This window comes from Massilia sp. 01N417 (assembly GCF_056399645.1).
Map to the genome: position 1 here is coordinate 53,893 of NZ_JBFTRS010000010.1, position 14,976 is coordinate 68,868.

General features: G+C 66.6%; 13 protein-coding genes. 8 read left to right on the forward strand and 5 right to left on the reverse strand.

The window, feature by feature from the left end:
* Positions 1 to 21 precede the first annotated feature (21 nt).
* Genes AC1DOQ_RS12735 through AC1DOQ_RS12745 form a run of 3 tightly spaced genes read left to right on the forward strand, consistent with a single transcriptional unit; the run spans position 22 to position 2,325 of the window.
* On the forward strand, positions 22 to 993 hold the full coding sequence (locus tag AC1DOQ_RS12735; RefSeq protein ID WP_477364225.1) for an SDR family oxidoreductase: 972 nt from the start codon (positions 22 to 24) through the stop codon (positions 991 to 993).
* Between the two features lie 18 nt (positions 994 to 1,011).
* Positions 1,012 to 2,049 (forward strand): non-homologous end joining protein Ku, encoded by a 1,038-nt coding sequence (ku, locus tag AC1DOQ_RS12740; protein WP_477364228.1) that lies wholly within the window; start codon positions 1,012 to 1,014, stop codon positions 2,047 to 2,049.
* Positions 2,050 to 2,325 carry a hypothetical protein gene (locus AC1DOQ_RS12745; RefSeq protein WP_477364231.1) on the forward strand — a complete coding sequence of 92 codons (276 nt, stop codon included), beginning with the start codon at positions 2,050 to 2,052 and terminating at the stop codon, positions 2,323 to 2,325. It begins immediately after the preceding gene.
* A 32-nt stretch (positions 2,326 to 2,357) separates the two neighbouring features.
* On the opposite strand, the gene ligD is transcribed toward AC1DOQ_RS12745, so the two are convergent.
* Positions 2,358 to 4,979, reverse strand: a complete 2,622-nt coding sequence (gene ligD, locus AC1DOQ_RS12750; RefSeq protein ID WP_477364234.1) for a DNA ligase D — start codon at positions 4,977 to 4,979, stop codon at positions 2,358 to 2,360.
* A 102-nt stretch (positions 4,980 to 5,081) separates the two neighbouring features.
* Positions 5,082 to 6,782: a M28 family metallopeptidase gene (locus AC1DOQ_RS12755; protein ID WP_477364237.1), complete on the reverse strand. Its 1,701-nt coding sequence runs from the start codon at positions 6,780 to 6,782 to the stop codon at positions 5,082 to 5,084.
* A gap of 132 nt (positions 6,783 to 6,914) precedes the next feature.
* On the opposite strand from AC1DOQ_RS12755, the gene AC1DOQ_RS12760 reads away from it, so the two are divergent.
* The 4 genes from AC1DOQ_RS12760 to AC1DOQ_RS12775 all read left to right on the forward strand — a co-directional run bounded on the left by AC1DOQ_RS12760 (position 6,915) and on the right by AC1DOQ_RS12775 (position 10,089).
* A complete protein-coding gene (locus AC1DOQ_RS12760) occupies positions 6,915 to 8,174 on the forward strand; it encodes a M28 family peptidase (RefSeq protein ID WP_477364240.1) in 1,260 nt (419 codons plus the stop codon).
* A 120-nt stretch (positions 8,175 to 8,294) separates the two neighbouring features.
* The gene (locus AC1DOQ_RS12765) at positions 8,295 to 8,648 is read left to right on the forward strand and encodes a hypothetical protein (RefSeq protein WP_477364243.1); all 354 of its coding nucleotides are present in this window, start codon (positions 8,295 to 8,297) and stop codon (positions 8,646 to 8,648) included.
* Between the two features lie 105 nt (positions 8,649 to 8,753).
* Positions 8,754 to 9,698 (forward strand): D-2-hydroxyacid dehydrogenase, encoded by a 945-nt coding sequence (locus AC1DOQ_RS12770; protein ID WP_477364246.1) that lies wholly within the window; start codon positions 8,754 to 8,756, stop codon positions 9,696 to 9,698.
* Positions 9,699 to 9,705: 7 nt separating this feature from the next.
* Positions 9,706 to 10,089, forward strand: coding sequence for a group III truncated hemoglobin (locus AC1DOQ_RS12775; protein ID WP_477364248.1), 384 nt, complete (start codon positions 9,706 to 9,708; stop codon positions 10,087 to 10,089).
* Here AC1DOQ_RS12775 and AC1DOQ_RS12780 read toward each other — a convergent pair.
* From AC1DOQ_RS12780 to AC1DOQ_RS12790, 3 genes are all read right to left on the reverse strand, one after another.
* Positions 10,086 to 11,357: a glycerate kinase type-2 family protein gene (locus AC1DOQ_RS12780; protein ID WP_477364251.1), complete on the reverse strand. Its 1,272-nt coding sequence runs from the start codon at positions 11,355 to 11,357 to the stop codon at positions 10,086 to 10,088. The genes AC1DOQ_RS12775 and AC1DOQ_RS12780 overlap by 4 nt on opposite strands.
* A 4-nt stretch (positions 11,358 to 11,361) precedes the next feature.
* Positions 11,362 to 12,714, reverse strand: a complete 1,353-nt coding sequence (locus AC1DOQ_RS12785; RefSeq protein ID WP_477364254.1) for a dicarboxylate/amino acid:cation symporter — start codon at positions 12,712 to 12,714, stop codon at positions 11,362 to 11,364.
* A gap of 73 nt (positions 12,715 to 12,787) precedes the next feature.
* Entirely contained in the window at positions 12,788 to 13,876 is a 1,089-nt protein-coding gene (locus AC1DOQ_RS12790; RefSeq protein WP_477364257.1) for a tartrate dehydrogenase, read from the reverse strand.
* 114 nt (positions 13,877 to 13,990) lie between these two features.
* Here AC1DOQ_RS12790 and AC1DOQ_RS12795 point away from each other — a divergent pair, with 114 nt between their 5' ends.
* On the forward strand, positions 13,991 to 14,941 hold the full coding sequence (locus tag AC1DOQ_RS12795) for a LysR family transcriptional regulator (RefSeq protein ID WP_477364260.1): 951 nt from the start codon (positions 13,991 to 13,993) through the stop codon (positions 14,939 to 14,941).
* Positions 14,942 to 14,976 lie beyond the last annotated feature (35 nt).

Here is a 14,976-nt window from a genome sequence, read left to right on the forward strand (position 1 = left end):
CGAATGCACAAGGAGATCGGCATGGCAAACCAGGATGATGTAGCGAACAAGCAGAAGGCGATCCAGAACCGCCAGGACCAGCACGACGGCAGCATGCAGAAAGGCGACCAGGGCTCGGGTGGCCCGGCGCAGACCGGCGTCCAGCAACCGTCCGGCGACTTTCCGGCCCAGCACCTGGCCAAGCCGGGACTCGAAGCCCAGATGGAACTGAAGCCGAAATTCATGGCCGAGCACTACAAGGGCAGCGGCAAGCTGGCCGGCCAGGTGGCGATCGTCACCGGCGGCGATTCCGGCATCGGCCGCGCGGTCGCGATCCTGTTCGCGCGCGAGGGCGCCGACGTCGCCATCCTCTACCTGAACGAGCACGAGGACGCCGCCGAGACCCAGCGCTACATCGAAGCCGAGGGACAGCAGTGCGTGACCGTGGCCGGCGACGTCAAGGACATGGAGTTCTGCCAGCAGGCCGTCGACCAGATCGTCGCCAGGTTCGGCCGCCTGGACGTGCTGGTCAACAACGCCGCCTTCCAGGAGCATGCCGAGTCCCTGCTCGACCTGGACGAGGACCGTTTCGACGAGACCATGAAGACCAACGTCTACGGCTACTTCCACATGGCCAAGGCCTGCCTGCCCTACATGAAGCGCGGCGCCGCGATCGTCAACACTGGTTCCGTCACCGGCCTGAAGGGGTCGAAGAAGCTGCTCGACTACTCGACCACCAAGGGCGCCATCCACGCCTTCACGATGTCGCTGGCGGCCAACCTGCTCGACAAGGGCATCCGCGTCAACGCCGTGGCCCCGGGCCCGGTGTGGACCCCGCTGAACCCGGCCGACCAGTCGCCCGAGGACATCACCAAGTTCGGCCAGCAGACCACCTTCGGCCGTCCGGCCCAGCCGGAAGAGCTGTCGCCGGCCTACGTCTACCTGGCGTCGAACGTGTGCTCAGGCTATGTGACGGGCGTGGTGCTGCCGATTACCGGCTCGGTGGGCGAATAAACCTTCGAGGAGATTGCAATGGCTCGCAGCATGTGGAAAGGGGCGATCAGCTTCGGGCTGGTCCATATCCCGGTCGAACTGTACCCGGCAACCAGCGACAACGGCCTGGACCTGCACATGCTCGACCGGCGCGACTTCTCGCCGATCGGCTTCAAGCGCTACAACAAGAACACCGGCAAGGAAGTCTCCTGGGACGACATCATCAAGGGCTATGAATACGCGACCGACGAGTACGTGGTGCTGTCCGACGAGGACCTGCGCCGCGCCAATCCGGAAGCGACCCAGACCATCGACATCCTGGCCTTCGTCGACGCCGGGCAGGTGCCGCTGATCTACTACGAGCAGCCCTACTACCTCGCACCCGGCAAGGGCGGCGACAAGGTCTATGCGCTGCTGCGCGAGACCCTGCGCGAAGTCGGCAAGATCGGCATCGCCAACGTCGTCATCCGCGTCAAGCAGCACCTGGCGGCGCTGGTGTGCGTGGGCGACACCATCGTCCTCAACACCCTGCGCTACCCGGACGAGATCCGCCCCACCGACGAACTGAAGATCCCCGACCAGAACTCGAAGGCGGCCCAGATCACGGAAAAGGAACTGCAGATGGCCAAGGCCCTCGTCGAAGGCATGAGCGAGAAGTGGAAGCCGCAGAAGTACCACGACACCTATCGCGAAGACGTGATGGCGATGGTGAAGAAGAAGATCGCGGCCAACCAGACCAAGACCATCACCATGCCGGAGCCGGAGGAAGACAAGCCGAAGAAATCCAACGTCATCGACCTGGTCTCGCTGCTGCAGGCCAGCCTGGGCAAGAAGCCGGCGCCGGCGCATGCGGACGGCGACGACGACGATGACGAGCCACCGCCGCGCAAGTCGCGCAAGCCGTCCAGCGACGAGGACCAGGACACTTCAGACTCGCCGCCGCCACGCGCCCGCAAGACGCCTTCGCACTCCACGGCTCACCCGCGCGCCACCGCGGCCCGGAAGCCGGCGGCAAAAAAGACTGCGACCAAGCCCGCCGCGGCGAAGGCGCCGGCCAGGCGCAGGAAGGCGGCCTGAGTGGATTGGGATACGCTGATCGATTTCCTGCAATGGCCGGCGATGGCGGTCACCCTGGGGGCCGCCTTCCTGGTGGGCGCACGCCATGCCCGGCGCCGGATTTTCGGCTTCTATACCTTCATCGTCAGCAACCTGCTGTGGATCGCGTGGGGCGTGCATGACGCGGCCTGGGCCTTGATTGCGCTGCAGGCGGGCCTGTGCGCGATGAATGTGCGGGGGATCGTGCGGAATCATAAGGAGGCCGAGGCCGAGGCGGGCGAGGAAGCTTCTGCATGACGTAGGGTGGGCGCCCCATGCCCGCCCTACGGCTATTTCGGCTTGAATCCGAGCGCCTTCATCGCCTTGGTCAGCGTGGCGGCACTCTCCTCATAATCCTCCCAAGGCGAATTACCGATCCCCAGCCGCTCCCCGACGGTCCGCACCGTCCAGTGCGCCCCCGACGTCAGGTCCATCAACTCCTCCCAGCGCACCGGCACCGAAATCCCCAGCCCCGGCCGCACGCGCGCCGACCAGGCCGACACCGTGGTCGCACCGCGGCCGTTGCGCAGGTAGTCGATGAAGATGCGGCCGACGCGGTTCTTGGCGCCGCTCTTGTCCGAGAAGCGGTCCGGGATGGTCTTGGCCAGGTGGGTCACGATGGCGTGCGAGAAGTCCTTCACGGTGTCCCAGTCGAGCCTGGGCTTGAGCGGCACCACCACGTGCAGGGCCTTGCCGCCGCTGGTCTTCAGGAACGGGGTCAGGCCCAGCTCCTGCAGGAAGGCGCGCACCAGCTGGGCCGCTTCCTGCACTTGCGCGAACGAGATGCCCTCGCCGGGGTCGAGGTCGAACACGAAGCGGTCCGGCGTGTCGTAGCGCTTCTCGACCGCGTTCTGGCTGTGGATCTCGACCACGTTCCATTGGGCGCAGGACAGGATGCCCTCGACGGTGTCGATGCGGGTCATGCGCGGATGGTCGGGATCGAGGGACTGCTCGAGCTGGCCGACGCCGGGCATCTTGCGCGGATCGACGACGTGCTTCTGGAAGAACAGCTCGCCGCCCACGCCCTCCGGCGCGCGCACCAGCGAGACCGGGCGGCCCTTCAGGTGCGGCATCATCAGTTCGCCGACCAGCGCGTAGTATTCGACCAGTTCGAGCTTGGTGACGCCGCTCTCCTTGTCCATCACGCGCTCGCCGTGGGTGACCTTGAACTTGGCCGGCAGGCCGCTGTCCGCCGGTCCGGCTTTCGCTTTCGGTGCCGCTTTCTCGCTCTTCATGGTCGCAGTCTCCTGCACATGTTTGGCCTGTTCGCGCACCACGCTCCTGGCCGGCTTGTCCTTGCGCAGGCCCTGGAACACGGGGTGGCGAATCGAATTCGTCGCCGTCCACTCCGAAAAACTCACCTCGGCCACCAGGGTCGGCTTGACCCAGTGGTTGCCGCGACCGGGGACGGCGCGCGGCGGGAAGGGATTGTCGTCGCTGGCGATGGCTTCCAGGGTCTCGCGCATATGGCGCAGCGAGGCGCCGTTGAAGCCGCTGCCGCAATTGCCGGCGTAGCGCAGCACGCCCTTCTCGTCATAGTAGCCGAGCAGCAGCGAGCCGATGCCGGTGCGGGCGCCCTGCGGGTCGGTATAGCCGCCGATCACGAATTCCTGGCGCATCCCGCATTTCAGCTTGATCCATTCCGGCGAGCGCCGGTTCACGTAGCGCGAGTCGCGCCGCTTGCCGATCACGCCTTCGAGGCCGATCTGGCAGGCGGCCACCACCAGCTGGGCGGGATCGGTGCCGAATTCGCTGGAGAAGCGCACGCTGTCGGACGCCTTCTCGGCCAGCACGTCTTGCAGCAGCGGACGGCGTTCGTCGAGCCTGACGTTGCGCAGGTCGTAGCCCTTGAAGTAAGGGATGTCGAAGATGAAGTAGACGATCTGGGCGCGGTTCGAGCCGTCGAAGGCCAGCTGCAGCAGGTTGAAATTCGGCTTGCCGTTTTCGTCGTGGACCACGATCTCGCCGTCGTACCAGCCGTCCGGCAGCTTCATGCGCTTGATCTCGTCGCGCAGCGGCTTCAGCTTGTCGGTCCAGTCGTTGCCGTTGCGGGTGATCAGGCGGATGTCCCTGCCTTTGTCGGCGACGCGGGTCAGCATGCGGTAGCCGTCGAACTTGATCTCGAAGATCCATTCCTCGGGCCGTTCGGGTGGGCCGTCGACCAGGGTCGCCAGTTCGGCATTCATGGTTTCCGGCAGCTCGGCCTTGACCGCGCCCTCGGGCATGGCGCCGCGCCGCGTGGTCTTTGCCGCGGGTTTGGCCGCCGCCGATGTCGCAGCCGCCTTCTTCGGCGGTTTGGCCTCCGCCTTCAACTTGGCCACCTTGGCGCGCGCCGCATCCCGGTCCCCGGGCGCGCCCGGCATCGGCAAGTCCTTGACGCTGTCCGGCATCTCGTCGACCACCGAGAATTCGGAGGCCGGCCGCATGTACTCGTCGTTCTCCTTGATCAGCAGCCAGGGCTCCTGCTTGTCATCCTCGTGGCCGCGCAGGCGCACCAGCACCCAGCGTCCATGCATTTTATGGCCATGCATCTCGAACTTGATCTCGCCCTTGGCATAGCCCTTGCGCGGGTCGCCGATCGGCTCCCAGGTGCCCTTGTCCCAGACGATGACCTCGCCCGCGCCGTACTGCTTGGGCGGGATCGTGCCTTCGAAATCGGAATAGGAGATCGGGTGGTCCTCGACGTGCACGGCCATGCGTTTGTCGTGGCTGTCGTAGCTGGGGCCCTTGGGGACGGCCCAGCTCTTCATGGTGCCGTCGAGTTCGAGACGGAAATCGTAGTGCAGCCTGGTGGCCCAGTGTTTCTGGATCACGAAGGTGAGCCCGCCGGTGCTGGCGTCGCCCCCTTCCGCGGGTTCCGACGTGATCGAAAAATTCCGCTTGGCCTTGTATTCCTTGAGTGCGTCGGGCATGGCATCACCTGTACATCAGCAGCAATATTGCTCAATGTACTGCAATGCCACGGGCGCGACTGTACGGCAGCTAACCGTCGCCGGCGCTGCTCATTCGAGCGCTTATTTCCGCTCGGATGCGCTCTGGTCGCGCGCCGCGCGGAACTCCGAGTCCTTGGCCCAGTTCGGCCAGGCGTTCGAATCGGCCAGTTCGCGGCCCACCGCATACAGGATGCCGAGGTCGCGCGCCATGCCTTCGAAGGTCCACTCCGGACGCCATTCGTCGGACGGCTGGTGGTAGTTCTCCTTGACGTAGCGCTCCGCTTCCTTCTTGCCGGCGGCGGCGCCGCCCTGCTCCCAGTGCTCGCCCGAGCCGAAGGAGATCGCCGGCACGCCGCGCTTGGCGAAGGGGAAGTGGTCGGAGCGGAAGAAGTGGCCGGCTTCCGGCTTCGGATCCGGCGAGTAGCCCAGCCCGGCCAGCCTGGCCTTGGCCTTCAGGCGGTCCAGCAGCTCCAGCCTGGCGCTGCCCGAGATCGTGAAGTCCTTCGCCTTGCCGTGCGGGTCGAGGGCGTCCATATTGATCACGCCGACCGTCTTCGCCAGCGGATACACCGGATTCGAGGCATAGTATTCGGAGCCCAGCAAGCCTTTCTCCTCGGCCGTCACCGCCAGGAACACCACGCTGCGCTGGGGTGCCGGCGCGGCGGCGTACACGCGCGCCAGCTCCAGCAGGGCCGCGATGCCGGTCGCGTTATCGACCGCGCCGTTGTAGATCCTGTCGCCCTTCGCGTCCGGCAGGCCGATGCCGAGATGGTCCCAGTGGCCGCTGTAGATCACGACCTGGTCCGGATGCCGGCTGCCTTCGCGCAGCGCGACCACGTTCTTCGAGGTGATTACCTGGGCATCGACGGCGTATTTGCCCGACATCGAGACGCCGGTCAGCTCGACCGGCTTGAAGCTGCGCGAGGCGGCCGACTTCTTCAGTTTGTCGAAGTCCAGGCCGGCGCGCCTGAACAGGTCGATGGCGACATCGCGCTGGATCCAGGCCTCGACCGGCGCATGCGATTCGCCCGGATTCTTGCGCACCACGTCGTACATGACGTTGGTATTCGAGTTTTTCACCGTCGCCCAGCCGTAGGAGGCCGGCGCGGTCTCGTGGACGATGATGGTGCCGAGGGCGCCGCGGCGCGCCATCTCTTCGAACTTGTAGGTCCAGCGGCCGTAATAGCTCATGGCCTTGCCGCCGAACTCGCCTTTCCCAAGCTCGAAGTCCGGATCGTTGATCAGCACCACGGCCAGCTTGCCCTTCAGGTCCTGACCCTTGAAGTCGTCCCACTTGCGCTCCGGTGCGGTCACGCCGTAGCCGACGAAGACCAGCGGCGCATCCCTGAATTCCACGCCTTTTGCACCCGTCATCGAGGCGCGCACGGCGATCTGCTCGCCCTGGGCGAGGGTTTCTTCCTTGCCGCCGCCCTTGACGCTGACCTCGACCGGCCCCTTGATCTCGAAGCGGCCCAGCGGCACGTCCTGGGTCCAGCCGCGCTTGCCGTCGACCAGGTCGCCGCCCGGCTTCAGGCCGGCCGCCTCGAACTGGTTGATCAGGTAGGCGACGGTCTTGGCTTCGCCCGGCGTGTTCGGACCGCGGCCTTCGAACTCGTCCGAGGACAGCACCTTGACGTCGTGCGACAGGTGGGAGGCTTCGATCTGCACGGCCTGGCTGGCGGGCACCGCGGGTTTTACGGCGGCGTTCGCGGCCGGGGCGGCATGCGCGGACGCGGCCAGCGCGGCCGCGGAAAGGATGGCGATGGAGGTGGTGGTCTTCACGGTCTCGTTGATTTTCTTGGTTGGTGGAAATGCTGGATGAGTATCCTTTGAATAATTTGCAATGTCAAACAAGCATCAATCGTGCGCATCGCATATAGTCGAGCTTCCACCCGAATCGCTTAAAGAGGTCTTGTGAAACCTTCCGCCCTGCTTCTCCCCGCCGCCGTCTTCGCCGCCCTCGCGCTGGCCCTGCCCACCGCGCTGGCCCAATCCGCCGCAGCGGCGCCTGCCGCGGCCGCTCAAGACCCGGTCGCCCGCCTGGTCGGCCAGCTCGACCTCGAGCGCTACAAGGAGACCATTCGCGGCCTGGCCCGCTTCGGCGACCGCAAACAGGGCACCGAACGCAACCGCAAGGCGATCGACTGGATCGAATCCCAGCTGAAGTCCTACGGCTGCGCCACCGAGCGCATCCATTACGTCTACACGCCGCCGGCGCCGCGTCCGCCGGGCAGCCCGCGTCCGGCGGCGACGGGAGGCGGCCGCGGCGGCCCGGCCGGCCAGGGCGGCAGCACCCTGTTCGGCACCCGCGCGCCCACCGGCGTCAACCAGGATCCGATGGCCCAGCCGGACGAGCGCCTGCGTGCCCTCAACGCCGAGCAGCCGGACCCGAAAGGCGGCCCGCGCGAAGAGGTCTATTGCACCAAGGTCGGCAGCAGCCGGCCCGACGAGATGTATATCGTGGCCGCCCACATGGATGGCCTCGGCTTCGGCGAAGCGGCCAACGACGACGCCTCCGGCACGGCGCTGGTGATGGAACTGGCGCGGATCCTCAACGCGCCCGGCGTTACCACCGAGCGCAGCATCCGCTTTGCGCTGTGGAATAACGAGGAGACCGGCCTGAACGGCGCCTCGGCCTATGTAGCCCAGCGCAAGGACCTGCAGGGGATCGAATCGCCCAAGGGTTCGGGCCGCTATCCGGAACCGCGCTGGCTGGGCATGATCCAGCACGACATGATGATGTTCGACCACGGCATGCCGGTTCCGCGCACGGACGCCAGCGGCAAGACGGTCGCGGCACCGCCGCCGGAGCAGCGCCGCGAAGCCGACGTCAACATCGAGTTCCAGGCGAATTCGCGCCAGGCCGAAGGCTCGCAGAAGCTGGCCTGGGCCTTCCGCGCCGCGAACGACAAGTACGCCAGCGACTACCCGGCCGCCGTCGGCCCGCACATGACGAATACGGACTCGACCCCTTTCATGGACCTGGTGCCGTCGATCTCGCTGCGCGAGAACGAGCGCGGCCAGCAGATCGGCGCCGGCTGGAACCCGCACTGGCACCAGCCGACCGACCTGGTATCGACCTTCAGCGACAAGGACTTCCTGCTGGGCCTGAACGCGGCCCAGACCACGCTGGCGGCGATCGCCCGGCTCGCCGGAGCGCGGACCGAAAACTGATAGCTATTTGTAAGAACATGTAAAAAGGCGTCAACTGGCCGGCGTGCAGGGACGTTGAGGGATCAGTAGCACCCGGGAATGTCCCACAATTTCTAAGACAATACTGAAGGAAACATCGCCATGAGCAAAATCGTCGCTACCCTGATCGCAGGTCTGTTTGCTACCTCGGCATTTGCCGCCCAGTCGACCGCTACGGCACCGGCGCCGGCAACCACCCATGCCGCCAAGGCCGATGCAAAAGCCGACAAGAATGTCGTCAAGGCCGAAGCCAAGGAAGAGAAAGCGGCAGCCAAGGCAGATGCCAAGGTAGAGAAGAAGGCAGCCGAGGCCAATTCGGACGTCGCCGTCGCCAAGGCCGACGCCGCCAAGACCAAGGCAAAAGCACACAAGAAGGCCGCAAAGGCCAAAGCGGACGCAGCTGCCGACAAGGCTGCAGCTCACGCAGACCAGAAAGCCGACACGGCAGCGCACTAAGCCAAGCGGCTCAAGCCCCATCACTTCGAAAGGCAGGATGCACCGCGTCCTGCCTTTTTTTCGTCTGCGCACTACAATGGCGCTTCCCCTGACTGAGATTCCGCCATGCACAAGATCGTCTTTCTCGACCGCGACAGCCTGATCGCCGATGTCCGTCCACCCGCCTTCGAACACGCCTGGCAGGACTATCCGGCCACGGCCCGGCAGGAAGTCGTCGAACGCCTGCGCGGGGCGACGGTCGCGATCACCAACAAGGTGCCGATCCGCGCGGATGCGATCGCCCGGCTGCCGGACCTGAAACTGGTGGCCGTGGCTGCGACCGGGACCGACAACGTCGACCTCGCCGCCTGCCGCGAGCGCGGCATCGCGGTCTGCAATATCCGGAATTACTCGGTGGTGTCGGTGCCGGAACACTGCTTCGCCCTGATGCTGGCCGTGCGGCGCAACCTGCTGGCCTATGCCGCGGACGTCGCCGCCGGACGCTGGGAAAGCTCGACGCGCTTCTGCCTGCTCGACCACCCGATCGGCGACCTCGCCGGCAGCCGTCTCGGCATCGTCGGCTATGGCGCGCTGGGGCGCCGCGTGGCGCAGATCGGCCGCGCCTTCGGCATGCAGATCGCCGTGGCGTCGCGCTCGCCCGTCGGCGACGGCGACGTGGTACAGCTGCCGCTGTCCGAGCTGCTGTCCACCAGCGACGTGATCAGCCTGCACCTGCCGCTGACCGAGCAGACCCGCCACATGATCGGCGCGGCCGAGCTGGCGTCGATGAAGAAGAACGCCATCCTGATCAACACCGCGCGCGGCGGCCTGGTGGACGAAGCCGCGCTGGCCGAGGCGCTCAGGAACGGCGTCATCGGCGGCGCCGGCTTCGACGTCCTGAGCAAGGAACCGCCTGCGCCGGACAACCCGCTCCTCGCACTGAACCTGCCGAACTTCGTGCTGACCCCGCACGTGGCCTGGGCCAGCGGCGGCGCCATGCAGACGCTCGCCGACATGCTGGTCGATAACATCGACGCCTGGGCGGCCGGCACACCCACGAACCTCGTATGAGCGCACCATGAACACCTGCGCCGCCATCACACCGTCGACCATCGTCCAGCTGGTCGATACTTTCTATGCCCGGGTCCGGGAAGACGCCGTGCTGGGTCCCGTCTTCGAAGAGAAGCTGGCCGGCCACTGGCACGAACACATGCCGCGCATGGTTGGCTTCTGGACCAAGGTCCTGCTCGATACCGGCGAATTCCAGGGCAATGTCTTCGGCAAGCACATGGCCCTCAGCGGCATCGGGCGCGAACACTTCGTCCGCTGGCTCACCCTGTTCAGGATGACCGCGATCGAAGTGTTCGGCACCGAGGATTCCGCCGAGGCGGTCGTCGTCGCCAACCGCATCGCCAGCAGCCTGCAGCTGGGCTTCTTCGGCGAGATCCAGGTCCAGGTTTAAGCTTCGGGAGGTTCCAGCACCAGGATGGCGCGGAAGTCGTTCACATTGGTGAGCGTGGGGCCGGTGACGATGGCATCGCCGAGCGCCTGGAAGAAGCCGTGGCCGTCGTTGCGCTCCAGGCTCTGCATGGGACGGATCTCGCGGTCGAAGGCGCGCTTCAGGGTCTCTGGCGAGAAGCAGGCGCCGGCGATCTCCTCCTGGCCGTCGACGCCGTCGGTATCGCCGGCCAGGCCGTACACGCCGGGCTCGCCGCGCAGGGCGATCGCCGCCGAGAGCAGGAATTCGACATTGCGCCCGCCGCGCCCATCTCCCCGCACCGTCACCGTGGTCTCGCCGCCGGACAGCAGGATGCAGGGTGGCCTGAAGGGCTGGGCGCGCCGCGCCACCTGCAGCGCCATGCCGGCCATGACCTTGCCGACGTCGCGGGCTTCGCCTTCCAGGCTGTCGCCGAGGATGTGCACCGCAATGCCGGCCTGCTCGGCCACGCGGGCCGCGGCTTCCAGCGCCATCTGCGGGGTGGCGATGAAGCGGACCTCGTTGCCGGCCAGGCGAACATCGCCCGGCTTGACCGACTCCCCTGCCCCGCTCTCCAGCACCTCGCGCACCCTGCCCGGCAGCGCGATGCCGTAGCGGCGCACGATGTCGAGGGCATCCGCGCAGGTGCTCGGATCGGCGACCGTCGGACCGGAGGCGATGTCGCAGGCTTCGTCGCCCGGCACGTCCGAGATCAGCAGGGTCACGACCTTGGCCGGATGGCAGGCGGCGGCCAGCCTGCCGCCCTTGATGGCGGAGAGGTGGCGCCGCACGCAATTCATCTCGCCGATGCTGGCGCCGGAGGCCAGCAGCGCGCGGTTCACGAGCTGCTTGTCTTCGAGCGTGATGCCCGGCAGCGGCAACGGCAGCAGGGACGAGCCGCCGCCGGAGACCAGGCACAGCACCGTGTCGTCCGCATGCAGGCCGCTCACCAGCTCCAGCATGCGTCGCGCCGCTTTCTCTCCGGCGGCGTCGGGCACCGGATGCGCCGCCTCGACGATCTCGATGCGTTCGCAGGGCACCGCATAGCCGTAGCGCGTGACGACCAGGCCTTCCAGCTTGCCCGGCCAGGCGCGTTCGACCGCCCGCGCCATCGCCGCCGAGGCCTTGCCCGCCCCGATCACCACCAGCCGGCCGCGCGGCGCGGCGGGCAGATGGGGCGCGACGCATTTGTCCGGCTGGGCCGCGGCGATGGCGGCGTCGAACATCGCCTTCAGTAGTGCTTTCGCGTCCATGGTCTCAGGCCGATACCTTCTGCGGTTTCACCAGGCCGACCGCGACCTCCTCGCGGTCCTCGTGACCGTGCGGGGCGACCAGGCCTTCCTGTTCCGGCGCCGGTTCCTCGCCGTCCAGGATGCGGTTCATGCGGGCGCGGTCGACCGCGCCGACCCAGCGTGCGACCACCAGGGTGCCGACGCCGTTGCCGATCGTGTTGGTGATGGCGCGCGCCTCGGACATGAAGCGGTCCACGCCAAGCAGCAGCACCATGCCGGACACCGGGATCTTGCCCATCGAGGCCAGGGTCGCGGCCAGGGTGATGAAGCCGGAACCGGTAACACCCGCCGAGCCCTTCGAGGTGATCATCAGGACGCCCAGCACGACCAGTTGGTCCATCAGCGACAGCGGCGTGTTGGTGGCCTGGGCGATGAAGATCGCGGCCATGGTGTAGTAGATGCACTGGCCGTCGGGATTGAAGGTGACGCCGGACGGCACCACCAGGCCCACCACCGGCTTCGACACGCCCAGGTATTCCAGCTTTTTCATCAGCTGCGGGACCACGGACTCGGACGAGCTGGTACCGAGCACGGTGAAGATCTCTTCGCGGATGAAGCGCAGGAATTTCCAGATGCTGAAGCCGCAGATGCGGGCGACCACGCCCAGCACCACGAACACGAAGGCGGCGCAGGTCAGGTACATGGAACCCATCAGCTGGCCGAGCGACAGCAGCGAGGCCAGGCCGTATTTGCCGACCGTGAAGGCGATGGCGCCGAAGGCGGCGATCGGCGCGATCCGCATGACCATGCCGAGCACCATGAACATGCCGGTATTGAAGGCTTCCAGGATGTCGACCACCGGCTTGGCGTGGCGGCCCATGCGCGACAGCGCAATGCCGAACATGGTGCCGAACACCAGGATCTGCAGGATGTCGTTCCTGGCGAGGGCATCGATGGCGCTGGTCGGCACCATGTTCAGCACGAAGTCCACGAAGCCGGTCGATTTCGCGGCCGCCGCCGTGTAGTTGCTGATGGCCTTGGTGTCGAGGTGGGCCGGGTCGACGTTCATGCCGGCGCCGGGCTGGACCACGTTCACGACGATCAGGCCGAGCAGCAGCGCGAAGGTGGACATGAGTTCGAAATAGATCAGGGCGCGTGCACCCACGCGCCCCAGTTCCTTCAGGCTCTCCATCTTGGCGATGCCGAGCACCACCATCGCGAAGATGACCGGTGCGAACACCATCTTGATCAGCCGGATGAAGAGGTCGCCCAGCGGTTTCAGGTCGGTGCCGAGCTTGGGATACAGGTAGCCGAGCAGGCCGCCTGCGATGACGCCGATCAGGACCTGGACGTATAGCCGTCCGAAGAAAGTCTTCATGATGTCTCCTTTATGTGGTCTGCTTTCGGTCCCCCTGCTCTTTGCGGCTTTGGGGACGCCAGGGGAAACCGTCTCAGGCCGCGGCACGCTCCTGGCTGCCGTCGAGGATGTCGCACACGGCCCTGGTGACGTCCGCCGTGGTGGCCGTGCCGCCCAGGTCGCGGGTGTGCAGCGAGGGGGTTGCGGTGACGGTCTCGATCGCCTGCATCAGCCGCTGCGCGGCCTCGTTCTCGCCCAGGTGCTCGAGCAGCATCACGGCCGACCAGAAGGTGCCGATCGGATTGGCCAGGCCTTTGCCCATGATGTCGAAGGCCGAACCGTGGATCGGCTCGAACATCGACGGGTAGCGGCGCTCCGGATCGATGTTGCCGGTCGGCGCGATGCCCAGGCTGCCGGCCAGGGCCGCAGCCAGGTCGGAGAGGATGTCGGCATGCAGGTTGGTGGCGACGATGGTGTCCAGGGTCGCCGGGCGGTTCACCATGCGCGCGGTGGCGGCATCGACCAGTTCCTTGTCCCACTTCACGTCCGGGAAGTCCTTGGCCACCTCCAGGGCGACTTCGTCCCACATCACCATCGCATGGCGCTGGGCATTGCTCTTGGTGATGACGGTCAGCTGCTTGCGCGGCCGGGACTGCGCGAGCTTGAAAGCGAAGCGCAGGATGCGCTCGACGCCGACGCGGGTCATCATGCTGACGTCGGTGGCGGCTTCGATCGGGTGGCCCTGGTGCACGCGGCCGCCGACGCCCGAGTACTCGCCTTCCGAGTTCTCGCGCACGATGACCCAGTTCAGGTCCTGCGGCGCGCAGCGCTTCAGCGGACCGTCGATGCCGGGCAGGATGCGGGTCGGGCGCACGTTGGCGTACTGGTCGAAGCCCTGGCAGATCTTCAGGCGCAGGCCCCACAGGGTGATGTGGTCGGCGATGTCCGGGTCGCCGGCCGAGCCGAACAGGATGGCATCCTTGTTGCGCAAGGCGTCGAGGCCGTCGGCCGGCATCATCACGCCGTGCTTGCGGTAGTAGTCGCCGCCCCAGTCGAAATCTTCGAAGGCGAATTTGAACTTGCTGCTGCCGGCGGCCAGCGCCTCCAGCACCTGGCGGCCCGCGGGCACCACTTCCTTGCCGATGCCGTCGCCGGGGATGGTAGCGATCTGGTAGGTTTTCATGTTCCTGTCTCCTGGTGGGTCTGTGTCGATGAACGTAGAGCCACTCTATGGCCTGGACGGGAGCAAATATCTTGGCTAGACTTAATCCGTCTTTAACATCAGGTTAAGAATCGAATGAGCAGCGGCATCCACCCGGCCGAACTCGGCTTCTTCGTCTCGCTGGGCACCTGCGGCAGCCTGAGCGGCGCGGCGCGCGAACTCGGCATCAGCACGGCCGCCGTCAGCAAGCGCCTGTCGCAGATGGAAGCGCGGGTCGGCGTGCCGCTGGTGAACCGCACCACGCGGCGCATGAGCCTGACGCCGGACGGCGAAGTCCTGTTCGAGCACGCCCGCCGCATCCTCGGCGAGATCGCCGACCTCGACCAGCTGCTGGGCAGCTCGAAAGACCAGCCCAAGGGCCTGCTGCGGGTGAATGCCACCCTGGGCTTCGGCCGCCTGCACATCGCGCCGGCGATCTCGCAGTACGTGCTGAAGTATCCGGAGGTCGACGTGCAGCTGCAGCTGTCCGTGAACCCGCCGCCGCTGACCGAGGACCAGTTCGACGTCTGCATCCGCTTCGGCGAGCCGGGCGACACGCGCGTGATCGCGAAGAAGCTGGCGTCGAACCGGCGCCTGCTGTGCGCCTCGCCCAGATACCTGGCGGCGCGCGGCGAGCCGCTGACGCCATCGGACCTGGTGCGCCACAACTGCATCTGCATCCGCCAGGGCGACGAGGCCTACGGCACCTGGCGCCTGTTCAGGGACCGCGACACCAAGGGCCCCGGCGAGGCGGTCAAGGTGCGCGGCAACCTGACCACCAACGACGGCGAGATCGCGGTCAATTGGGCGCTCGACGGCCACGGCATCCTGCTGCGCGCGGAATGGGACATCGAGCGCTACCTGGAAAGCGGCCGCCTGGTGCGGGTACTGCCGCAGTACCGGACGCCCGATGCCGACATCTATGCGATCTATCCGCAGCACCAGCATCAGTCGGCGCGGATCCGTACCCTGGTCGCCTTCCTGTCGCAGGCCTTCGAGCGCTTCGCCCAGCACCGTGCCTACCGCGCGGCGGACGCAGAGGCGTAGGCATAGGCATAGGCATAGGCATAGGCATAGGCATA

What these genes read in the sequence shown, in the direction of transcription:
- AC1DOQ_RS12735 (WP_477364225.1), top strand. Translation starts at nt 22, where the DNA reads ATGGCAAACCAGGATGATGTAGCGAACAAGCAGAAGGCGATCCAGAAC.
- ku (WP_477364228.1), top strand. Translation starts at nt 1,012, where the DNA reads ATGGCTCGCAGCATGTGGAAAGGGGCGATCAGCTTCGGGCTGGTCCAT.
- ligD (WP_477364234.1), bottom strand. Translation starts at nt 4,979, where the DNA reads ATGCCCGACGCACTCAAGGAATACAAGGCCAAGCGGAATTTTTCGATC.
- AC1DOQ_RS12765 (WP_477364243.1), top strand. Translation starts at nt 8,295, where the DNA reads ATGAGCAAAATCGTCGCTACCCTGATCGCAGGTCTGTTTGCTACCTCG.
- AC1DOQ_RS12770 (WP_477364246.1), top strand. Translation starts at nt 8,754, where the DNA reads ATGCACAAGATCGTCTTTCTCGACCGCGACAGCCTGATCGCCGATGTC.
- AC1DOQ_RS12775 (WP_477364248.1), top strand. Translation starts at nt 9,706, where the DNA reads ATGAACACCTGCGCCGCCATCACACCGTCGACCATCGTCCAGCTGGTC.
- AC1DOQ_RS12780 (WP_477364251.1), bottom strand. Translation starts at nt 11,357, where the DNA reads ATGGACGCGAAAGCACTACTGAAGGCGATGTTCGACGCCGCCATCGCC.
- AC1DOQ_RS12785 (WP_477364254.1), bottom strand. Translation starts at nt 12,714, where the DNA reads ATGAAGACTTTCTTCGGACGGCTATACGTCCAGGTCCTGATCGGCGTC.
- AC1DOQ_RS12790 (WP_477364257.1), bottom strand. Translation starts at nt 13,876, where the DNA reads ATGAAAACCTACCAGATCGCTACCATCCCCGGCGACGGCATCGGCAAG.
- AC1DOQ_RS12795 (WP_477364260.1), top strand. Translation starts at nt 13,991, where the DNA reads ATGAGCAGCGGCATCCACCCGGCCGAACTCGGCTTCTTCGTCTCGCTG.